Genomic DNA, 22,818 nt, shown 5'->3' with positions numbered 1-22,818 from the left:
GATTATATATAATTAGCTTAGAGGATTTTATAAAATATAAATAAGGGGATAAAATTATGAACATTTTTGGTTTATTTTCATTGTTCGGAGGACTGGCGATGTTCCTTTACGGAATGAACGTAATGGGCAGCGGTCTTGAAAAGCTTGGCGGCGGTAAGTTTGAACAGATACTTGAAAAACTTACGTCAAATCCTATAAAAGGTGTTGTTTTGGGTGCTGCCGTTACGGCGGTTATACAGTCATCTTCAGCTACTACGGTTATGGTTGTAGGTTTTGTAAACTCAGGCATTATGAAACTCGGACAGGCTATCGGTATTATAATGGGTGCAAATATCGGTACGACTGTTACATCATGGATATTGAGCCTTTCCGGTATACAGGGGGACAGCTTTTGGATTCAACTCTGTAAGCCGGCTAACTTCACTCCGGTTTTAGCACTTATTGGTATTGTATTTACAATGGCTGCAAAGAGCGACTCTAAGAAGAATATCGGTAACATACTTCTTGGTTTTGCGGTACTTATGTTCGGTATGGAAACAATGTCGGCGGCTGTTGAGCCTTTAAAAGATGTTGAGGCATTTACAAACATACTTACAATGTTCCAAAATCCTATTTTAGGTGTGCTTGCAGGTGCTGTTTTAACTGCTGTTATACAATCGTCATCTGCATCTGTCGGTATACTTCAGGCACTTTCTTCTACGGGTAAAATAACGTTCGGTGCGGCAATTCCTATAATTATGGGACAAAATATAGGTACTTGTGTGACTGCACTTATATCATGTATCGGTGCAAGCAAAAACGCAAAACGTGCCGCAATGGTGCATTTGTATTTCAATATTATAGGTACGGTTTTATTCCTTGTATTATTCTATGCGGCAAATGCAATCTTCAATTTTGCATTTGTAAGCGATTCTGTTACACCGTTTAATATCGCAATAGTTCATACGATATTCAATGTTGTTGCAACGGCTGTATTGTTGCCGTTTAACAAGTTACTTGAAAAATTGGCAAGAATGACAATTAAAGAGGGTGCGGAAGAAAGCACATTCGGTTTGCTTGATGAAAGATTTTTGCAAACTCCGTCATTCGCTGTTGAACAATGTATGACGCTTGCTACAAATATGGCATATATGGTAAAAGAGAGCTTTACCATGGCACAGGAATGCGTTGCAAAGTATTCAGAGTCGATAGATAGGAAAATTATAGAAACAGAAAATCTTGCCGATGAATATGAGGACGCACTCGGTGCATATCTTGTAAAGCTTTCGGCAAAGAGCTTGAATGAGTCGGATTCGCAGAAAGTTTCAATACTTCTTCACGCAATATCAGATTTTGAGAAAATGACGGATTATACCGCCGATTTGGTATTTACAGCGAGAGAAAAACGTGATAAAGACGTTCATTTCTCCGACAAGGCAAGACAGGAAATCACTATAATGGTTAATGCCGTCGGTGAAATTATCGACCTTACAATCAGTGCATTTTCAAAGGACGATGTTAAACTTGCTAATAAAGTTGAGCCTTTGGAGGACGTTATCGACAGACTTAGAAATGACCTTAAAAACCGTCATATAAAGCGTATGCAAGAGGGCAGATGCAGTGTAAATCAAGGTTTTGTATTTACCGATTACATTACCGCACTTGAAAAAATATCTGATCATTGTGCAAACGTTGCTGCAGCTATTATTGAACTCAATGACGAAAATTATGATGTGCATCACGTTATGAGTAACAGACGAAACAATCCTGAATATAAAGAATTGTGCGTTGAATTCGGTAAAAAGTATATATTGCCGTTTTCGGTATCGTCAGAAGTTGAATAATGTATAAATGGGGGATTGTTTTATGGATTTGATTTATTGCGTCGAAGATGATGAGGGAATAAGAGATTTAATAACGTATGCAGTGAAATCAGCAGGGTTTGAGGCAGAGGGCTTTGAAAGTGCCTCAGATTTTGAAAAACGACTTGGCGAGCGTTTGCCGTCAATGGTGCTTTTGGATATAATGCTGCCGGATAAAGACGGAATTGCTATACTGAAAGACATACGAAACAACGATACGACTAAAAATGTTCCTGTTATTATGATAACAGCCAAAGGTACTGAAAGTGACAAAGTCAAAGGCTTTGAATACGGAGCGGACGACTATGTAACAAAGCCTTTCGGCGTTATGGAACTTATTTCAAGAATTAAAGCAGTCCTTCGCAGGAGCGGTCCGCAAGCCGGTTCTGATATAATCGAATACAAGGGTATCATTTTGGACAACCAAAGCAGGAATGTAAAGGTTGACGGAAAGGATATTGCGATAACGTTTAAAGAATTTGAACTTCTTAAATATCTTCTGAAAAACAAAGGCACAGTTGTGCCGAGAGAGGTTTTGCTTGAAAAGATATGGGGTTATCACTTTGAGGGCGAAAGCAGAACGCTGGACGTTCATATAGGAAGTTTAAGACATAAACTCGGCGAAAAGGGTAAGTGTATCGAAACTATAAGAAATGTAGGATATAAGATATGAGAAAAGCTATAAACGGCACGCTGAAAATTCTTACAATATCATCAGTTATAGTAAGTATGCTGCTTATTTTGGTGGCATATTGTACACAGTATTCGATAAAGGAAAAATCAGATTTAAAATCAAGAACAAATATATTGGCACAATGCTTAGACGGTTATGACGAAAACAGTGAAATTAATATATTAACCAAAATGTATGATGATGTATCCGATATTCGAGTGACGCTTATCAAATCAGACGGTACGGTTATTTATGATAACGAGGCGGATACAACTACAATGGAAAACCATTTTGAACGACCGGAAGTTAAACAAGCCGTTACATACGGAAACGGGAGCAGTAGCCGTAATTCCGAAACGATTGGTGAAAAAATATATTATTATGCCGTAAAATTGAATAACGGCAGTATATTAAGAATGTCACAGCCGACAAAAGTAATAATGTATATGGTTTTGACCATAATGCCGATAGTTATTATTATTTTAATATGCGTTATTGCTGTTTCGTTTGTGAGTGCAAAGCATTTGACGAAATATATTTTAGATCCGATTAATGAAGTGGATATAAATAATATAGGCAAGGCAGAGATATATGACGAGTTGAAACCGTTTTTTGCAAGAATAGCAAATCAAAATGCGGAAAAAGAAAAGACGGAAAAAATCAGACGTGAATTTACCGCAAACGTTTCGCACGAGCTTAAAACACCGCTTACAACCATTTCGGGATATGCACAAATGATAAGCAACGGTATGGCAAAGGCGGAGGACATCAAGGAGTTTGGCAGAAAGATAGAAAAAGAGTCCGACCGACTTCTTACTCTTATAGATGATATAATAAATCTATCAAATATTGACGAACAGGGAAGTGTTGAAAATCCGGAAAATATCGACCTTTCGCTGGTTACGGAAGAGGCGATATGTGTTCTTGAAAAAGCCGCAAAAGAACGAGGTATTCAGATTTATTATACGAAGATACCGACATTCATAAAAGGTAACGTGACATTGGTGAGTGAGCTTGTATATAACTTGCTTGACAATGCGATAAAGTATAATAAGGATAACGGAAAAATAACCGTATTTGTCGGCGAGTCGGCAAAGGGCGTGGAACTGTCCGTAAAGGATACGGGTATAGGAATACCGCCCGAAGATACGGAAAGAATATTTGAACGTTTTTATCGCGTTGATAAAAGCCACTCAAAAAAAGTCGGCGGTACAGGCTTGGGACTTTCAATAGTAAAGCACGTTTGTGCCTGCCATAATGCGACTATACGCGTAAAGAGCAAAGTCGGCAAAGGTACAACTATTTATGTTACGTTTCCGAATAACGTGAACAATTAATGAACAAAATATGAACTTTGAAAAAGGTTTATTGACATTAATATTAATAATGTGTATAATATGTAGCGTACTACACAAAAAGTATAGTACGCTACATTTTTTTGCGAGGAGGTGTATTTGTGAAAAAGAAAGGTATAGGCTTTTATTTTAAGAGGATAGATGAGATTATGTCTATGGCGGCAAATGCACATCTGAAGAAATACGATATAACCTGTTCGCAGGCAAATATACTTTTTTATATGCTTGAAAAGGGCAAGAATGTTGTAATGCAAAAGGAGATTGAACAGGAATTTGGGTTAAGACATTCCACGATTATCGGACTTTTAAAGCGTATGGAGAAGAATAATTTTGTGCGTGTTGAGGTAAATCCGGAGGACCATAGATGCAGACAGGTTATTTTGTTTGACAAGGCTTTTGAGCTTGGCAGTGAAATGAAAGAACACAGAAAGTATATGGATTCGTTGATAACAGGTGCATTAAATGATGAGGAGGAAAAAGAACTCAAAAAACTTTTAACAAAGGTTTACGAACATATGTACCAAGACAATGATAAGTGTGAAAAATAGGGTATATTTTTACCTTAATATGTAGCGTACTACATTTTTAAAGGAGGAATTAGATGATAAAGACATTATTAAAAAGTGTAAGAGAGTATAAACGTGATTCGATTCTTGCACCGATTTTTGTTACTCTTGAAGTTATTATGGAAGTTGTAATACCGCTTCTTATGGCTATGCTTATTGACAAGGGTATTGACGCTGGAAATATGAATTACATATTGAAAATAGGTATCGCCCTTGCAATTTCATGTGTAATTTCATTGGTTTTCGGTGCATTGTCGGGTAAATTTGCGGCGAGTGCATCGGCAGGTTTTGCGAAGAATTTGAGAAAGGATATGTTCTATAATGTACAGAACTTCTCATTTTCAAATATTGATAAATTCTCTGCATCAAGTATCGTAACAAGACTTACAACTGATATAACGAACGTACAAAATGCTTATCAGATGATAGTCAGAATTGCGGTAAGAGGTCCGATAATGATTATATTCTCACTTATTATGGCGTTTGGTATAAATCATAAACTTTCACTTGTATTCTTGCTTGCAATTCCTGTTTTGGGCGGCGGATTGTATTTTATAATGACTCACGCACACCCGATATTTGAACGAGTATTCAAGATATACGATAAACTTAACAACGTTGTACAGGAAAATTTGAGAGGTATAAGAGTTGTTAAATCATTTGTAAGAGAAGATTTCGAAGAAAAGAAATTTAAAAACGTTTCTGAAGATATATACGATGACTTTGTAAAAGCCGAAAAACTTTTGGCATTTAACGCACCGCTTATGCAGTTCGCGGCATACGGCTGTATGCTTTTCATATCGTGGTTCGGTGCAAAGCTTATCGTTGCGTCAACTATGACAACAGGTGAGCTTACAAGCCTTATTGCATATACAATGCAAATTCTTATGAACCTTATGATGCTTTCAATGGTGTTCGTAATGATTACAATGGCAAGAGCGTCATCTGAAAGAATCGTCGAAATACTTGACGAAAAGAGCGATCTTACAAATCCTGAAAATCCTGTATATGAAATTAAAAACGGCGATATTTCATTCAGAAATGTAAACTTCGGATATTCAAAGAAAAAGAGAAAACTCTGCCTTAAGAATATAAATCTTGATATTAAATCGGGTGAAACTGTCGGAATTATAGGCGGTACGGGAAGTTCAAAGTCAAGCCTTGTACAGCTTATCCCAAGACTTTACGATACAACCGACGGTGAAGTGATTGTCGGTGACAGAAACGTAAAGGAATATGATATTGAGTCATTGCGTGACGAGGTTGCAATGGTACTTCAGAAAAATGTGTTGTTCTCCGGAACAATCAAAGAAAACTTGCGTTGGGGTAATGACCACGCAACAGATGAAGAAATCGAAAGAGTATGTAAGCTTGCACAAGCCGATGAATTTATTCAGACATTCCCTGATAAGTATGATACTTATATCGAACAGGGCGGTTCAAATGTATCGGGCGGTCAGAAACAAAGACTTTGTATCGCAAGAGCTTTGTTAAAGAAACCGAAAATCCTTATTTTGGACGACAGTACAAGTGCGGTTGATACAAAGACAGATGCAAGTATCAGACGTGCGTTCCGTGAAGAAATACCGAATACAACAAAGATTATTATTGCACAGAGAATTTCATCTGTCGAAGACGCAGATAAGATAATTGTTATGGATAACGGTGAAATAAACGGAATAGGTACTCACGAAGAACTTTTGAAGAACAACGAAATATATAGTGAAGTATATAATTCACAGGTGAAAGGAGGCGGTGACGATGAATAAACACGGTGCACAAAATACCGGTAAGACAATCAAACGTATTCTTTCATATATGAAGAAATACAAATTCAGATTTATCTTTGTATTGATATGTATATTGCTGAGTGCCGTTGCAAACGTTGCCGGCTCAATGTTTATCGGTACGCTTATCGATGACTATATAACACCGCTTTTGGGCAGTACAAACCCTGTATTCACGGGCTTGCTTAAAGCAATCTGCGTAATGGGTATTGTGTATGCAGTGGGAATACTTGCTACATTGTTTTATAACAGAACTATGGTATCAATCGCACAGGGTGTGTTAAAGAAAATTCGTGACGATATGTTTACTCATATGCAGAAATTGCCGATTAAGTATTTCGATACACATACTCACGGCGATATAATGAGTTACTACACAAACGATACAGATACTCTAAGACAGATGATGGCACAGAGTATTCCGCAGATGTTTTCATCGGCAGTCACAATTATATCGGTAGTTGTTGCGATGTTTATATCGAATGTTTATCTTGCAATATTTGTGTTGGTGTTTGCGACCTGTATGATGTTTGTAACAAAGAAGATTGCAGGAGCGAGCGGAAGATTTTTTGTAAAACAACAGCAGTCCATCGGTAAGGTAAACGGTTATATCGAAGAAATGATTAACGGTCAGAAGGTCGTTAAGGTGTTCTGTCACGAAGAACATTCAAAAGAAGATTTTGATAAGATTAACGAAGAGCTTTGTGAAAACGCAACAGAGGCTAATAAATACGCAAATATCCTAATGCCGATTATGGCTAATTTAGGTAACCTGCAGTATGTGCTTATAGCTATTATCGGCGGTGCACTTGCACTAAACGGTGTTGCGGGACTTACACTTGGCGTTATAGCGTCATTTTTGCAACTTTCAAAATCATTTACAATGCCGATAAACCAAATATCGCAACAGCTTAACTCAATCGTTATGGCACTTGCCGGAGCGGAGAGAATATTTAATCTTATGGATGAAGAAGTTGAACAGGACAACGGCGATGTTACACTTGTCAATGTTAAGTACGACAGAAACGACAATATAGTTGAAACGGAAGAAAAGACATATATGTGGGCTTGGAAAGAAGTTCAAAAGGACGGCAGTGTTAAATACACACGTCTTACGGGTGAAGTTAAATTCTTCGATGTTGATTTCGGATATAATCCCGAAAAGATTGTACTGCATGATATAACATTGTATGCCGACCACGGCGAAAAGGTTGCGTTTGTCGGTGCGACAGGTGCGGGTAAGACTACGATTACCAATCTTATAAATCGTTTCTATGATATTGCCGACGGTACGATAACTTATGACGGAATTAATATTAACCGCATCAAAAAGAAAGATTTAAGACGTTCGCTCGGTATCGTTTTACAGGATACAAACTTGTTTACAGGTACAATTAAGGAAAATATCCGATACGGTAATCTTGACGCAACGGACGAAGAAGTTTATGCGGCGGCAAGACTTGCGAATGCAGACGAATTTATAAATATGTTGCCTGACGGATATGATACAGTTATTTCGGGTGACGGCGGCAGCTTGTCGCAAGGTCAAAGACAGCTTTTGTCAATCGCAAGAGCGGCGGTTGCAGACCCTCCTGTAATGATACTTGACGAAGCAACTTCAAGTATTGATACAAGAACAGAGGCGATAGTTCAAAGAGGTATGGACGCACTTATGACGGGACGTACAGTATTTGTTATCGCACACAGACTTTCAACGGTAAGAAATTCAGATGTAATTATGGTGCTTGAACTCGGAAGAATTATCGAACGCGGTAATCACGAACAGCTTATTGCACAAAAGGGTAAGTATTATCAACTTTACACAGGTGCATTTGAACTTGAATGATTGTTTGAAACGTGAAAAATCCGAACTAATACCCATTTGTTTAATACAAATGGGTATTTTAATATGAAAGTATAATATATTTTGTTGCTTTTTTCTACAATGTACTTGACGATAGAGGCGAATTTTGTTAAAATTATAATAATGGTTAAATAACGAGGAGGATTACATGATGAAAAAGTTAATGCTTGGAAATGAAGCGGTTGCACGCGGTGCTTATGAGGCCGGTGTAAGCGTTGTTTCCTCATATCCCGGCACACCGAGTACCGAGATTACAGAAAATATAGTTAAATATGACGATATATACGTTGAATGGGCGCCGAATGAAAAGGTTGCGGCAGAAGTTGCAATCGGTGCGTCAATCGCCGGTGCAAGAAGTATGTCTTGTATGAAACACGTCGGACTTAACGTAATGGCTGACCCTGTTTTCACTGCAAGCTATACAGGAGTAAACGGCGGTCTTGTATTGTGCGTTGCCGATGACCAAGGTATGCACTCATCACAGAATGAACAGGATTCACGTCACTATGCAAAGGCGTCTAAAATACTTATGTTAGAGCCGTCTGACAGCGGAGAATGTAAGGAGTTCACAAAGACTGCATATGAACTTTCCGAAAAATACGATACACCTGTATTTTTAAGACTTTCAACAAGAGTTTCTCACTCACAGAGTCTTGTTGAGGAAGAAGAAAAGCAGGAAGTTGCATTAAAGGATTACGAGAAAAATCCGCAGAAGTATGTAATGATGCCCGGTAATGCGATAAAGCGTCACGTTGTCGTTGAGGACAGAATAAACGCACTAAAGGAAATGGCTGAAACATCACCTCTTAACAGAGTTGAAGAAAACGGCTCAAAAATCGGTATTATCGCAGGCGGTATCGCATATATGTATGCAAAAGAAGCACTTGGCGATAAGGCTGATTATTTGAAAATCGGTATAGTTTATCCGCTGCCTGAAAAGAAGATAAAAGAATTTGCGTCAAAGTATGATAAAGTTTTCGTTATCGAAGAACTTGACCCTGTTATCGAAGATTTCTGTAAGAGCGTCGGAGTTGATGTAATAGGCAAGGACGTATTTACACTTCAAGGCGAATATACACCGTCAATGATAAAGAAAGCCGTTTTGGATATAGACGCACCTGAATTTGACGTTATAGACGAGCCTACACCTGTTCGTCCTCCTGTAATGTGTGCAGGCTGTCCGCACAGAGGTACATTCTATGTACTAAAGAAACTCGGTCTTGTTGTTTCGGGCGATATAGGCTGTTATACACTTGGTGCAACACCTCCTTTGCAAAGCGTTGATACAACAATTTGTATGGGTGCTTCAATCAGTGCCGCACACGGTATGGCAAAAGCAAGAGGTGCCGAATTTAATAAGAAACTTGTATCTGTAATCGGCGATTCAACATTTATGCACTCGGGTATTACAGGTCTTGTTGACATTGTATACAACAAGGGTAACAATACTGTTATTATCCTTGACAACTCAATCACAGGTATGACAGGTCACCAGGATAACCCTACAACAGGTTACACAATCCGTAAGGAAGAAACAAAGCAAGTTAATTTGATAACACTTTGCAAGTCAATAGGTATTGAACACGTTGTTGTTGCAGATCCGTTTGACGTAAAGAATTTTGAAAAGGTCGTAAAAGAAGAAGTTGAAAGAGAAGAACCTTCGGTTATTATCGCACAAAGACCTTGCGCACTTCTTCCGAATATGCGTAAAAAGTATTCGGGTCACTGTCACATAACAGACAAGTGTAAGAAGTGTAAGATGTGTATGAAACTCGGCTGTCCTGCAATTTCATTAGACGGCGATACTGTTAAGATTGACACAACACAGTGTAACGGCTGCGGACTATGTACAAATGTCTGTCCGTTTGGTGCGATTGAAAAGGAGGAAAAGTAGAATGAACATAATGATAGTCGGTGTCGGCGGACAAGGTACACTTCTTGCAAGCCGTATACTTGGTAAGGTTGCAATTAAAGAGGGTTATGACGTTAAAGTCAGCGAGGTTCACGGTATGAGCCAACGCGGCGGCAGTGTTGTTACATATGTAAAGTACAGTGATAAGGTTTATTCACCTATTATAGACCGCGGTGAGGCGGATTTGATTTTGGCATTTGAAATGCTTGAGGCTATGCGTGCTTTGCCTTATTTGAAAAAAGGCGGTAAGATGATTGCCAATACTCAAAAAATGAATCCTATGCCTGTAATCACAGGTGCTATGGAATATCCTAAAAATATTGAAGAAAAACTTAGTGCAAAGATTAATTTGCAGGCTGTTGACGCACTTTCTCTTGCGGAAAAGGCAGGTACAATCAAGGCTGTAAACGTAGTTTTAATCGGACTTTTGGCAAAGAGTATGGACGTAGATAAAAATGTTTGGATTGACGTTATAAAGGAAACTGTTCCGGAAAAATTCCTTGATGTCAATATTAAAGCGTTTGAACTTGGATATGAACTTTAAGGAGTAAAAAGTGCAAGTATTGATTAAAACTCTACATGATTTATTCACTACCTATATAGGTTGGACAGTCGCAATCATTGTTGTTTGGGCTGTTATAGCGGTAGTGCTTATAAGAAACAAAAAGAAAAAGTAAAGGAGATGTACCCAATGGGAATGTATCAGCCGGAAATTGAAACAATGGACAGAAACGAGATTGAGAAACTTCAGCTTGAAAGACTTCAAAAACAAGTAAAGAATGTTTATGAAAATGTTCCGATGTACAGAGAAAGAATGGATAAAAAGGGTGTAAAGCCTGAGGATATAAAAGAACTGAAAGATCTTGCAAAGTTGCCTTTTACAACAAAGCAGGATTTGAGAGATTATTATCCGTTTGACCTTTTTGCGGCAGACAAAAAGGATATTGTAAGAATACACGCATCGTCGGGTACAACAGGCAGACAGATTGTAGCCGGTTATACAAGAAACGACCTTGATATGTGGGCAGACTGTATGGCAAGACAGATTGCGGCGGCAGGCGGCGATGAAAATTCGGTTGTTCAGGTGTCATACGGTTACGGTTTGTTCACAGGCGGTTTGGGTGCACACGGCGGTTCTGAAAGAATCGGTGCTATGACAATCCCTACATCATCGGGTAACACCGAAAGACAAATCAGACTTATGATTGAACTCGGTGCAACTCACCTTTGCTGTACTCCGTCATACGCAATGTATCTTGGTGAAACAATAAACGAAATGGGCGTTAAAGACCAACTTAGTCTAAAAGCAGGTATATTCGGCGCAGAGCCTTGGACGGAAGATATGCGTCATCAGATTGAGCAGTCGCTTGGTATAAAGGCATATGACGTATACGGACTTACCGAAATCACAGGCCCCGGTGTATCTTATGAATGTTCTGCTCAAAATGGTATGCACGTTTGTGAAGATATGTTTATTCCTGAAATTATCGACCCTGATACGGAAGAAGTACTTCCTCCCGGCTCATTCGGCGAACTTGTTTTCACAACGATTACAAAAGAGGGTATGCCTATGATGCGTTACAGAACGCGTGACTTATGCGTACTTGATTATGAAAAATGCGAATGTGGAAGAACACTTGTAAGAATGAAGAAACCTGCAGGAAGAACCGACGATATGCTTATTATAAGAGGCGTAAACGTATTCCCGTCACAGATTGAAGAAGTACTTTTGAAAATCGGTGGCGATATTACTCCTAACTATCAGATTATTGTCGGCAGAGAAAATAACACAGATACTCTTGAAGTACAAGTTGAAATGTCGGAGGGCTTGCTTTCTGATGATGTTAAGTCTGTTGCGGCGATTGAAAAGAATATCGTTGCAAAATTACGCAGTACGTTGGGACTTGGCGCAAAGGTAACGCTTGTTGAGCCGAAAACCATCACAAGAAGTGAGGGTAAGGCAAAGAGAGTTATAGATAACCGTAAACTTCACGATTAATAGGGAGGTAAAAGCTATGAAACTGATTAAACAAATATCTGTTTTTGTGGAAAATAAATCGGGCAGACTTTCGGATATACTTAATGTAATAGGAAAGAACGGTATCGACATCAGTGCATTGTCGATTGCGGATACTACTGATTTCGGTATTGTGAGAATGATTGTAAACGATCCGGATAAAGCGGCTGAAATTCTAAAGAGCAATAATCTTGTCGTAAAGGTTACGGACGTTATTGCACTTGCGGTTGCTGATAAACCGGGCGGACTTGCGGGTGAAATTGAAAAACTTAAAAATGCAGGTATTTCGATTGAATATATGTACGCATTTATCGGTAAGAGCGATAAGGGCGCACTTGTAATTGTTCGTGTTGAAAATCCCGAAAAGGCACTTGAAGTGCTTAAAGACGAAAATGTAACGGTTGTTTCACCTGAAGAAGTTTACAGAATGTAAAACAACTTTTGCAAAATAACGATATTTAAAGAGCAGTAATCTAGGGTTACTGCTCTTTTTGCATGTAAAAATGCACAAAAAATCAATATTAAAATATACAAGCTATACAGTTATCACAAAGAAAAGCAATTTTTGCAATATTTAAAACAAGATATGCAATTCTTTAATGTTTAAAATTTGATATAATTAAATCAATCATTAAAGCATATAAAAGAGGAGGAAATGAAAAATGAAGAAAAAAATAAGTATTTTTTGTTCACTGCTGTTGGCATTACAGATGATGTTGTCATTAGCGGTAGTTCCGGTTTTTGCAGACGAAGAACTGACTTCTGCTGTATACGAAGAACCGGAAAGTCCGGCGGTTACATATAATATGAACGTCGACTGGAAGTTCAAAAAAGCGGCAGACGGAAGTGAATATCCGCTTGCTAAGGCATCGGCAAGCGTTGCAAAAGACGGAAAGAACTTTTACGATGCAGATTATGATGACAGCGATTGGGATACGGTCAGTGTACCGCATCCGATAAATGCGGAAGATTCATTTGACGGTGCTTGTTACGATGCCGGTGAGGCAGGACTTTACAGAGGTTTTATGTTTTACAGAAAGCATATAACAATCCCTGAATCAGATGCGGGAAAGAAATTTTTCCTTGAATTTGAGGCGGTAAGAAACTCTGTTTACCTATATGTAAACGGCGAAATGGTCGGTTACTATGAGGCAGGTATCGCGGCAACAGGCTTTGATATTACAGACTATGTTAAACCGGGTCAAGACAACCTTATAGCAGTTGCGACAGATAACGCGGCTGACAGAGGTCAGTCTGACACAACAAAGGTAACAAAAGAAACAAAACCGGGCAGTGAACCGGGTGCGGCAGACGGTAACGGTTATCAATGGAACACAAAAGACTTCAACGAAGTTCAAGGCGGTATCACAGGTGACGTAATTCTTTACGCAAAGGGTAAGACTTATCAGACTTTGCCGCTATACAATAATCTTAAAACAAAAGGTAACTATATTTATGCGACAGACTTTGATATAAGAGGAAAGTCGGCAACAATCACAGTTGAGGGCGAAGTAAGAAATGAAGATACGGATAAGGACGTTACTTTGGAAGTAAATGTCGTTGAAATGGTTGATCCTAACAAGGACTCAACAGACGCTGACGCAGACCATACAAAGCAACCTTATTTGAGATATTCATTTGAAAGCGACGCAACATCAGTTAAGACAGCAAAAGATACAGGTGCAGATTCTCACTTTATGACAACAGTACCTGACGACGCTTATGCCGATAGTCCTGAACCGACAAGCACAGAAACTGTTGACGTAACAAAAATTGTTGCAAGTGCAAAATGTGAAGATATGAAGTTTTGGAGTCCTGATTCTCCGAACTTATATGACGTATATACAGTCCTAAAGGACAGCGAAGGAAACGTACTTGATGTTCAAAAGACAACAACAGGTTTTCGTAAGGTTGAATATGATATTAACGACGGCGGTCTGAAGATTAACGACCAGCCTGTATGGCTTACAGGTTACGCACAGCGTTCAACAAATGAGTGGGCTGTAATCGGTGTGGCAAACGATTGGTTGCAAGACCTTGATATGCAATGGATAAAGGAATCAAATTCAAACTTTATCCGTTGGATGCACGTTGCGCCGAAGCCGTCACAAATTCGTTCGGGTGATAAGTACGGTGTAGTATCGGCGTGTCCGGCAGGTGATAAAGAGGCTGACGTTGACGGAAGATCATGGGATCAGCGTGTTGAGGCAATGCGTGACGCAATGATTTATTTCAGAAACTCGCCATCGGTAATTTTCTGGGAAACAGGTAACAACGCAGTTACAGCGGCGCACCAACAGGAAATGACAGACCTAAAGAATAATCTTGACCCTAACGGTGAAAGATTCTGCGGTTGCCGTACAATTTCATCAACAGACCAAATTCAAGCGGCTGATTATGTCGGCACAATGCTTAACAGACATGCAAGCAATGCAAAGGCATCTATGGCGGCTATAAAGAAGTACGTTCCTATTATGGAAACAGAATATGCCCGTGAAGAGGCCCCAAGACGTGTATGGGATGACTTCTCACCACCGGACTATGATTACAGAAACAAGTGGCTTGGTTCAGGTGCGTCAAAGACGGACGGTTACGATATACACGACCTTACATCAGAAGATTTCTCATTGGTAGACGCAAGAGCATATAACGAATTTTATTCAGACCGTGTAGGCGGCTCAACAGGTAATGATTATTATTCGGCTGCGGCTATGATGGTATGGTCAGACTCAAATATGCACAACAGAAACACAGGTACTGAAAACTGCCGTACATCAGGTAAGGTTGACCCTGTAAGAATAAAGAAAGACGTATTCTATACAATGCAGACAATTCAGTCAACGACACCTAAATTGCATATCGTAGGTCACTGGAATTATCCGCAGCTTAGCGACGATACATACAACTATCCGCTAAAGTCGTACAACGGTACATATTGGGAAGAAACAGGCGAATACGGCAAACGTGATCCTAAGAACAAGACAGTTTACGTTATCGGTTCGGCAGGTCTTTCAAAGGTTGAACTTTACGTTAATGATAAGCTAAAGGGTACATCAACAAAGCCTGACAGCACATTTATATATTCATTTTCAGGTATTGATGTAACAGAATCGGGTACAGTTAAGGCTGTTGCATATGACGCAAGAGATGAAGTTGTTGCAGAAGACTATATCTCAACAACAGGCGAGGCAACAACATTGAAGATTACTCCTGTTGCAGGCCCTGACGGACTTATCGCAGACGGCAGTGATATTGCATACTTTGACGTTGCAGTAGTAGATAAAGACGGAAACACTTGTCCGCTTGCATATGACAAGATTAATCTTTCATTAAACGGTGAAGGTGTTCTTCTTGGCGGTTACAACAGCGGTGTAGGCGACAAGATTACAACAAACAACACTGATTACTGCTATGCAGAATGTGGTACAAACAGAATATTTGTTCGTTCAACAAGAAATGCAGGTGCAATTACTCTATCAGCATCTCTTGAAGGTCAAGCGCCTGTAACGGCTACAATCAACTCAACAGATGACCTTGAAATGACAGGCGGTTTGACAACAAAAATGCAACGTTCATTTGCACAAGGCGACGTTGCACAGGTAATTCAACAAACAGTTCCGTCACTAAAGACGCTTGGCAGCAGTGCAACTGCTGATTTCTCAGATGACGGCAATACATACACAATCGACCCTGACGAAGACGTTGATAAGTATGAAATGAAGCTTAACGGCACAGCAATAACAGGATATACAAAATCACCGTACAGACCTGATACAACAACAGGCGTATTGTGTGACGCAATCAAGACTTTGGAGGCTTTAAAGAAAGTCAATCCGAATATTGAATACACAATTCAAACAGAGGGTGACGTTCCGTCATACACAGACGGCAGCTTGCCGATTGTTTCAATCACAGGCGGTTTGAAAGACGGTTACACACAAATTGATATTCAAAACGGTTCAACAACTTTGTTTGTAAACAAGGGTGTTGACAAGAACCTGTTAAATGCTCAGATTGAGTATAAAGACGGTGAACTTGTATCGGATATAGGTGCTGTACTTGGCTACCTTGACGGTGTAAGTTACAATATGAACACAAATACAAAGACTGCTAACGTAATATACAACGCAGAAAATGCTCCAAATGCAGTTCTTGAATATGCTAACGGCACAGCAAGAGTTACGGCTGTAGACGCTATTGAAAATGCAAACTTGATTTTCGCAAGCTATAACGCAGATAAAACTCTAAAGAGCATTGATACAAAGAAAGTTACACTTGATAAGAGCGGTGCGTATAATGATTATCCTGTATCATCAAGCTTTGTAACAACAGACAATATGAAGGTTATGCTATGGAAAAGCGATATGGCTACACCGATTTGCAAACCGGTTGTAATCGGCGAAAGCGAAAAAGCAGACACAACAGCATTGTTCAGCAAAGAAGATGACGGCGATAATGCACTTTTGAGCCTGTCAAGTGTTAAGAATTCAATCGTGGACGGCATTGTGGGATTGTTTGCGGACGATTCAACAGTAGGTACACCTCAAACACTTGATACTTTGGCAGCGTCAACGGATGGTGAATCAAGTACACTTACATCAATCACGGGTGATAAAGTTGTAGCCGCAACAATCGAAAATGGTGCTCCTGACGGAACAAAGTATATCAAGACAGGTTCATACGGCAATAATAAGTACGGTGAATATTGTCTTGAAAGTGAATGTGCATATCCTGCCAATACAAAGGCTGACGTAATGATTTCACTTGACGTAAGATTTGACGCAGACGGCGCAGGATTTACACCGGAAGATAAAGGTGATAAGAAAGTTGCAGGTGCGGTTGTATTCAGAAACGGTACAATTCAAATGCAAAGAGGCGGCAAGGATTATACAGATACAAAGATTGGTGCAGATACAAATACATGGTATCATATCGCACTTGTAGGACGTTACAGTGCATCTGACGCAAATGTTGATATGTATGTATGGAAGTACAGTTCAGACGGTACAAAGACTTTTGTACAAAAGGTTACGGGTATGCCTCTTAGAAATATGGCAGCATCTAACGGAAACGGTGTGTCACATCTAAACATACTTGCAAATACAAGTGTTGATAATATAGCACTGTACAATCTTGGCGCAGATACAATTTCACTTGACAGTTCAAGCGATACAATCAAAGCCGGTGAAACAATGTTGTTCACTTACGGTGCAACAAGACTTGACCAATACATCACAGCTCCTGCTGTAACATGGGCAGTATATAACGAGGCAAATGACGCAGTTCTGAACGATGAAAACATAACAATTTCAGAAAGCGGATTGCTTACAATCGGTGCAAATGCGTCAAAGCAAAAGATTACAGTTCGTGCAACAGCGGCAAACGGCGTATATGCGTCAAAGACTATTGATGTAGACGCAGTGGACACATCAACAGATACATACGATACACTTACTCTATCAGCTGATAAAGCAACAGTAAGAGTAGGTGAAAATACACAGATTACAGCAGTTGCATCACTTGACGGTGCTACAGTAACACCGGGTGACGGTGACTTGAAGTACATTGTTTGCAACGAGGCAAATCTGAGAGCATTAAACAACAAAAATATCACAATCACAAATGATGGCGTACTAAGCGTTACAGAAGACGCCGTACCTCAAACAATCACAGTAAGAGGTACAAATAAGTCGGGCAGTGTTCAAGGTACTGTTAAAGTACAGATACTTCCTGCAAATATGAACACAGGTAATGAAGATAAGTATACAGATACATACGTTTCATCAAACGCTTGTGAAGAATACGTTTCAGGTGTAACTCTTGAAGAAGGTTCATGGGACGGTTCGGCTTATTACAATGTAACAGCCGCTTATGATTTTGTAGGATTTCCTGCAAATACATCAGCAGACGTTATTTACTCGGCTGATATGAAGTTCGCAAAGGACGGTGCCGGCTGGACAGTATTCAGTAACGATAAGGGTAAGCTTGGCTTACAGCTTTCAAGTTCCGGCACAACATTGAATGCACTTGGTGCAAGTAACAAGACAGTCGGATCAATGACTGTTGATAAGGATTCTTGGTACAATGTACAGGTTATGTGTTCAACGGGTAACGCAAATGCTTATGCAGTAATGACAGTTTATAAGTATGACGAAAACGGTAAGAGAGTAAATCCTCAAACAGGTGCGGAAGGCACGCCGTACATCTTGACTTGTGCGCTTCGTAATCTTGCAGATAGCTCTGCAAATCATATCAACATCAGTGCAGGTACTTGCGTAGATAACGTAATGAGCTTTAACGTAGCTCCTGATAAGCTGACATTGTCAGTTGATGCACAGACAGTTCTTGCAGGCGGCAGCGCACAGGCATCAACAAAGGCGTCAAGAAAGGGTATTGAATTCCCTTACCTAAATTCAAACTTGATTAAGTATGATATTTATGACGCAGAGAACAAGTATCCTTTGGGCAGTGACAAGATTACTATTGACGCGTCAGGTAAGATTAGCATTGACGCAATGGCAGACGCTCAAGATGTATATGTAAGAGTGTCATCAACAAGCGGCGGTATGAATGACAGCAAGAAACTTACAATTAAGTCTTCGGATATATTTGAAATCAATAAGTTTGGTTTTGAAGATGAAGATATGACTAAGTTTAAGAGAATTGATGTTACAAAGAACTTTAACTACAGTGATGAAGTTACATTCGTTGCGGCAACATATAATAATCTCGGCGCACTTACATCAATCGCATTAAAGAAAGCATACGGCGATCAACTTACAATCGGTGCAAATAAGGTAACAATGTCTTTGGATTTACCGGATACATTTGATAAGGTGAATGATAAGTTCAACGCATTTGTTCTTACAAAGTTGTCATCAGATGGAGAAACAGCAGTTGATGAAAATATGACAGCGGCTAAGAACGGTACATCGGTAAATGTTGCAAACATTCCTGCATTCGATACAGGTGCAAAAGTTGTTGTTCTGGCACTGAAGAAAGATGCTGACGAAACAGATGTAAAGAGTGAAGATATTCTATACTTTACACAGATTACAGCGACAGATATTGCCGATAACGCATTGACAATTCCGGCTTATGAGGCAGGAATGCAGATTAAGCTGTCGGGTAACATAAACGGTGTTCACACAGTTGTAAAAACTGTTGCAGAATAATACAACACGACACGAAAAGAGGTACTCCTACGGAGTGCCTTTTTTCTTGATTTATTTAAAAAATTGAGGTATAATAATAATCATAAATTTTAAGGAGAAAATGTATGGCATTATATACTATTGCGGATTTACACCTTCCGCTCGGGATAGACAAGCCGATGGATATATTCGGTAAGGCTTGGGAAAATTACGTTGAACGTCTGGCGGATAATTGGCAGTCGGTCGTAAAGAAAAATGATGTTGTTGTTTTGCCGGGCGATTTTTCGTGGGCAACGTATCTTGAACAGAGTGTTAAAGATTTTGAATATTTGCATAAATTGAACGGTAAAAAGATTTTGCTTAAAGGCAATCATGATTATTGGTGGACGACAATGAATAAATTGCGTGAGTTTACCGCAGAGCATGGCTTTGATGATATAGAATTTTTACAGAATAATTCGTTTATGTATGAGGACGTTGCAATTTGCGGTACTCGCGGTTGGATAAATCCGGGTTGGGATAATTTCGGCGGTGAGGACAGAAAGATTTTTGACAGGGAAGTTTTAAGACTTGAATTGTCACTAAACAGCGTAAAGGAATGTAATGAAATATATGTGTTCACGCACTATCCGCCAATGCCTGTTTCGCTTAAGGAAAATGAATTTGTACAAATGATGAAAAAGTACCCTGTAACAAAGTGTATCTATGGTCATCTTCATGCGGCGGCTCACAGAAACGCGGTTGAGGGGACAATAAACGGAATTGAATATAAACTTGTTTCGGGCGATTACTTGGGATTTGATCCGATAAAATTACATGATTAGGAGAAATGAATTATGAAGTTAATGTTTGCGTCAGATATACACGGTTCGTACTACTATGCTCAAAAAACAGTTGAGGCATACAGAGAAGAAAAAGCAGAAAAGTTGATTTTGCTCGGCGATATACTCTATCACGGACCAAGAAACGATTTGCCAAAAGATTACGCACCGAAAAAGGTTATTGAACTTTTAAACGGCATTAAAAACGAGATACTTTGCGTAAGAGGTAACTGCGATACGGAAGTAGACCAAATGGTGCTTGAATTTCCCGTACTTGCCGATTATGCGGTTATATTCGTTGACGGAAAGACCTTGTATTTGACTCACGGACACAAATACAATCCGAATAATTTGCCTCCGATAAAAAAAGGAGATTACCTTGTGAACGGTCATACACATATCCTGGCAAATGATGATATGGGCGATTTTACATACTTAAATCCCGGTTCTGTTTCAATCCCGAAAGGCGGTAATCCGCATACATATATGATATACGAAAACGGTGAATTTAAAATTAAAGAATTGAAATAAGGGAGCAGAGAAAGTTGCTTGTATGGTAGATTATAACAGCATTCACTTCGTATGGGACAGTGCATTGAGTTCCAAAAAACGGGGCAAACATTGTTCGTAGGGGCGATCATCGGTCGCCCTTTTTTTGTGTGGTGTTGTAGGGGTGATCATCGGTCGCCCGAAAATCGCATTCACTTCATAAGGGACGGCACCACGACGTCCTTTTTGCCGCCATTCCGTCACTTCGTGCCACCTATCCTTAAGGAGAGGCTTTTAAGGCGCCCCTTGAGGGGAGCTGTCGTGAAACGACTGAGGGGTGGCTAACAACAATTTAACATCAAAAAAGCCGTCATTCATTGACGGCTTTCTTTGAATTTTTCTTTTGTTTCTTCTTATTCTTTTTACACTTCAAATGAGTATCGGGAGTAAGGTGGCCGATTTCCATTTCAAAACATTCCTCAACCTCATCAAGGTTCAAAAGACTGTAATCTTCAAGTATTCTAACCATAACCGCGGCACAGGCATATGCGTCATCATAAGCGCGGTGATGATGAAAATGAATACCGAGTGCGTCACAAAGATTATTTAATTTATGACTCGGAAGTTCGGGATATGCTTTTTGCGACAATTTCACCGTACACAAATAATCAAAAGTCGGGAACGGTATATTAAAATGCTCCAAAGTCGCACAAAGTGCACCGACATCAAAACCTGCATTATGTGCAATAACTGTTTTGTGGTCAAGATACGGCTTTAACTTATCCCAATAATCCGCAAGCGTAGGCTTGTTCACAACCATATCGGGTGTAATTCCGTGTATTTTTATATTATAATCATTAAACTCAAACGGTTCGGGTTTAATAAGAATTTCTTTTCTGTCAGTTATCTTGTTGTTTTCCACCACACATATACCAAGACTGCATACGCTTGTATAATTTGATGTGGCGGTTTCAAAGTCAATAGCTACAAAATCCATATAATCTCTCCTAACGTCATATCATTATACAACTTTTTTTGCCGAATGTCAAAGGATAAAGCAAAAAAGAGTAATTATTTGTACAGAACATAAATTGACAGGCAATTTTATTAGTTATATAATAGATAGAAAGTTAGGAGTGACATATATGCTTGTTGGAATAATAGGTGCAATGGACCTTGAGGTTCAGGCATTAAAAGGACTTATGGACAATGCAGTGGTGGAAACAATCAGCACTATTGATTTTTATAAAGGCAATATTAACGGCGTGGAAACGGTTGTTGCGGTTGCGGGAGTCGGTAAGGTAAATGCGGCGGTCTGCTCACAGACTATGATACTTAAGTATTCGCCTGACATTATGATAAACGTGGGTGTTGCCGGAGGACTTTCGGAAGAATTTAAAATCGGCGACATAGCCGTTGCGGACAGCGTTGTTGAACACGATATGGACACATCACCGATAGGTGACCCTGTCGGCTTGATTTCTGGAATTAATCTTGTGAATATACCTTGTGACAAAAAGCTTGCCGATTTAATGGAGCAGGCAGTAAGCAAGGTAGGCACAATAACATCAAAAAGAGGTGTTATTGCTTCGGGCGACCAATTCATCAGCAAACAGGAACAAAGAGATAGAATAAAAGATAATTTCGGTGCTATTGCCGCTGAAATGGAGGGCGCAAGTATCGGACACGTTTGTTATATGAACGGTGTGCCTTTCGGTGTACTGCGTGCAATATCGGACGGCGCAAACGACGATTCACATATGGATTATCCCGAATTTGCAAAAATGGCGGCGGCAAATTCAATCAAGATTATACTTGAACTTTTAAACAGCATAAACGGAGGAAAATTACAGTGAATAAAATAAAGAGCTTTCAAGTTGACCACAGAAAACTCGGTGTGGGAATTTATGTATCAAGAGTTGATGTAGATATAGTGACATACGATTTACGTTTTTGTAAACCGAACAGCGGAACGGTGCTTGATAATGTGACAATGCACACGATTGAGCATATGCTTGCAACGTTCGTAAGAAATTCTGATATAAAGAATGAAGTGTTATATTTCGGTCCTATGGGCTGTCAAACAGGTTTTTACTTGCTTGTACGCGATGTGGTTCCGAAAGAAAAAGTTCTTGAAACGGTAAAAGATATTTTGGCAAAGACAATTAAACACGACGGCGAAGTTTTCGGAGCGAGTGAGATTGAGTGCGGAAATTATAAAACACTTAATCTTGATTGTGCAAAGAAAGCGTGCAGAGAATACCTTGAGGCTATTCGTGATATAAACGACATAATAACGTATGATGATGTAAACCAAAGGGGATGCTGATGAAGTATTC

17 protein-coding genes are annotated in these 22,818 nt (G+C 39.5%); 16 read left to right on the top strand and 1 reads right to left on the bottom strand.

What is annotated here, in order from left to right; all coding sequences use genetic code 11:
- Positions 1–56: 56 nt before the first annotated feature.
- From ACLTU0_RS00265 to yfcE, 14 genes are all read left to right on the top strand, one after another.
- Complete coding sequence (locus ACLTU0_RS00265) at positions 57–1,823, top strand: Na/Pi cotransporter family protein (RefSeq protein WP_308455733.1); 1,767 nt, start codon at positions 57–59, stop codon at positions 1,821–1,823.
- Between the two features lie 22 nt (positions 1,824–1,845).
- On the top strand, positions 1,846–2,514 hold the full coding sequence (locus tag ACLTU0_RS00260) for a response regulator transcription factor (protein WP_022229934.1): 669 nt from the start codon (positions 1,846–1,848) through the stop codon (positions 2,512–2,514).
- Positions 2,511–3,851, top strand: a complete 1,341-nt coding sequence (locus tag ACLTU0_RS00255) for an ATP-binding protein (protein ID WP_308455734.1) — start codon at positions 2,511–2,513, stop codon at positions 3,849–3,851. The genes ACLTU0_RS00260 and ACLTU0_RS00255 overlap by 4 nt, the downstream gene beginning before the upstream one ends.
- Before the next feature lie 119 nt (positions 3,852–3,970).
- The gene (locus ACLTU0_RS00250; RefSeq protein ID WP_022229936.1) at positions 3,971–4,417 is read left to right on the top strand and encodes a MarR family winged helix-turn-helix transcriptional regulator; all 447 of its coding nucleotides are present in this window, start codon (positions 3,971–3,973) and stop codon (positions 4,415–4,417) included.
- Between the two features lie 53 nt (positions 4,418–4,470).
- Complete coding sequence (locus tag ACLTU0_RS00245; RefSeq protein ID WP_147514618.1) at positions 4,471–6,204, top strand: ABC transporter ATP-binding protein; 1,734 nt, start codon at positions 4,471–4,473, stop codon at positions 6,202–6,204.
- Positions 6,197–8,068, top strand: a complete 1,872-nt coding sequence (locus tag ACLTU0_RS00240; RefSeq protein WP_412320909.1) for an ABC transporter ATP-binding protein — start codon at positions 6,197–6,199, stop codon at positions 8,066–8,068. Before ACLTU0_RS00245 ends, ACLTU0_RS00240 begins: the two co-directional genes overlap by 8 nt.
- Positions 8,069–8,237: 169 nt before the next feature.
- On the top strand, positions 8,238–9,980 hold the full coding sequence (gene iorA, locus ACLTU0_RS00235; protein WP_412294323.1) for an indolepyruvate ferredoxin oxidoreductase subunit alpha: 1,743 nt from the start codon (positions 8,238–8,240) through the stop codon (positions 9,978–9,980).
- 1 nt (position 9,981) lies between these two features.
- Positions 9,982–10,542: an indolepyruvate oxidoreductase subunit beta gene (locus tag ACLTU0_RS00230; RefSeq protein ID WP_412294324.1), complete on the top strand. Its 561-nt coding sequence runs from the start codon at positions 9,982–9,984 to the stop codon at positions 10,540–10,542.
- Positions 10,543–10,552: 10 nt separating this feature from the next.
- Positions 10,553–10,675: a hypothetical protein gene (locus ACLTU0_RS00225; protein WP_337869917.1), complete on the top strand. Its 123-nt coding sequence runs from the start codon at positions 10,553–10,555 to the stop codon at positions 10,673–10,675.
- 14 nt (positions 10,676–10,689) lie between these two features.
- Positions 10,690–11,997, top strand: coding sequence for a phenylacetate--CoA ligase family protein (locus tag ACLTU0_RS00220; RefSeq protein WP_412294326.1), 1,308 nt, complete (start codon positions 10,690–10,692; stop codon positions 11,995–11,997).
- A gap of 16 nt (positions 11,998–12,013) precedes the next feature.
- Complete coding sequence (locus ACLTU0_RS00215) at positions 12,014–12,448, top strand: ACT domain-containing protein (RefSeq protein WP_022229942.1); 435 nt, start codon at positions 12,014–12,016, stop codon at positions 12,446–12,448.
- A 229-nt stretch (positions 12,449–12,677) separates the two neighbouring features.
- Entirely contained in the window at positions 12,678–19,190 is a 6,513-nt protein-coding gene (locus ACLTU0_RS00210) for a sugar-binding domain-containing protein (protein ID WP_412320907.1), read from the top strand.
- Positions 19,191–19,294: 104 nt separating this feature from the next.
- A complete protein-coding gene (locus ACLTU0_RS00205; RefSeq protein ID WP_412320905.1) occupies positions 19,295–19,993 on the top strand; it encodes a metallophosphoesterase in 699 nt (232 codons plus the stop codon).
- A 12-nt stretch (positions 19,994–20,005) separates the two neighbouring features.
- The gene (yfcE, locus tag ACLTU0_RS00200) at positions 20,006–20,521 is read left to right on the top strand and encodes a phosphodiesterase (protein ID WP_412320903.1); all 516 of its coding nucleotides are present in this window, start codon (positions 20,006–20,008) and stop codon (positions 20,519–20,521) included.
- A 328-nt stretch (positions 20,522–20,849) separates the two neighbouring features.
- Here the strand turns inward: yfcE and ACLTU0_RS00195 are convergent, their stop codons facing one another.
- Positions 20,850–21,476, bottom strand: a complete 627-nt coding sequence (locus tag ACLTU0_RS00195) for a 3'-5' exonuclease (protein ID WP_022228941.1) — start codon at positions 21,474–21,476, stop codon at positions 20,850–20,852.
- A 148-nt stretch (positions 21,477–21,624) separates the two neighbouring features.
- Between ACLTU0_RS00195 and ACLTU0_RS00190 the strand changes: the two genes are divergently transcribed.
- Both ACLTU0_RS00190 and ACLTU0_RS00185 read left to right on the top strand, forming a co-directional pair.
- Positions 21,625–22,335: a 5'-methylthioadenosine/adenosylhomocysteine nucleosidase gene (locus ACLTU0_RS00190; protein ID WP_022228940.1), complete on the top strand. Its 711-nt coding sequence runs from the start codon at positions 21,625–21,627 to the stop codon at positions 22,333–22,335.
- Positions 22,332–22,808: an S-ribosylhomocysteine lyase gene (locus ACLTU0_RS00185; RefSeq protein ID WP_022228939.1), complete on the top strand. Its 477-nt coding sequence runs from the start codon at positions 22,332–22,334 to the stop codon at positions 22,806–22,808. The genes ACLTU0_RS00190 and ACLTU0_RS00185 overlap by 4 nt, the downstream gene beginning before the upstream one ends.
- Positions 22,809–22,818: the final 10 nt, after the last annotated feature.

Origin of the sequence: Hominilimicola sp. (assembly GCF_046972485.1) — a bacterium.
Lineage (GTDB): Bacteria > Bacillota > Clostridia > UBA1381 > UBA1381 > Hominilimicola > Hominilimicola fabiformis.
The sequence above is the reverse complement of the archived record's forward strand: the minus strand, read 5'-3'. Positions and strand labels throughout refer to the sequence as shown.

Bases quoted from the DNA above. Each gene is read 5' to 3' on its own strand.
- ACLTU0_RS00195 (WP_022228941.1), bottom strand. From the start codon at position 21,476: ATGGATTTTGTAGCTATTGACTTTGAAACCGCCACATCAAATTATACA.
- ACLTU0_RS00245 (WP_147514618.1), top strand. From the start codon at position 4,471: ATGATAAAGACATTATTAAAAAGTGTAAGAGAGTATAAACGTGATTCG.
- ACLTU0_RS00215 (WP_022229942.1), top strand. From the start codon at position 12,014: ATGAAACTGATTAAACAAATATCTGTTTTTGTGGAAAATAAATCGGGC.
- ACLTU0_RS00260 (WP_022229934.1), top strand. From the start codon at position 1,846: ATGGATTTGATTTATTGCGTCGAAGATGATGAGGGAATAAGAGATTTA.
- iorA (WP_412294323.1), top strand. From the start codon at position 8,238: ATGAAAAAGTTAATGCTTGGAAATGAAGCGGTTGCACGCGGTGCTTAT.
- ACLTU0_RS00230 (WP_412294324.1), top strand. From the start codon at position 9,982: ATGAACATAATGATAGTCGGTGTCGGCGGACAAGGTACACTTCTTGCA.
- ACLTU0_RS00210 (WP_412320907.1), top strand. From the start codon at position 12,678: ATGAAGAAAAAAATAAGTATTTTTTGTTCACTGCTGTTGGCATTACAG.
- ACLTU0_RS00205 (WP_412320905.1), top strand. From the start codon at position 19,295: ATGGCATTATATACTATTGCGGATTTACACCTTCCGCTCGGGATAGAC.
- ACLTU0_RS00265 (WP_308455733.1), top strand. From the start codon at position 57: ATGAACATTTTTGGTTTATTTTCATTGTTCGGAGGACTGGCGATGTTC.
- ACLTU0_RS00255 (WP_308455734.1), top strand. From the start codon at position 2,511: ATGAGAAAAGCTATAAACGGCACGCTGAAAATTCTTACAATATCATCA.
- ACLTU0_RS00220 (WP_412294326.1), top strand. From the start codon at position 10,690: ATGGGAATGTATCAGCCGGAAATTGAAACAATGGACAGAAACGAGATT.
- yfcE (WP_412320903.1), top strand. From the start codon at position 20,006: ATGAAGTTAATGTTTGCGTCAGATATACACGGTTCGTACTACTATGCT.
- ACLTU0_RS00240 (WP_412320909.1), top strand. From the start codon at position 6,197: ATGAATAAACACGGTGCACAAAATACCGGTAAGACAATCAAACGTATT.
- ACLTU0_RS00190 (WP_022228940.1), top strand. From the start codon at position 21,625: ATGCTTGTTGGAATAATAGGTGCAATGGACCTTGAGGTTCAGGCATTA.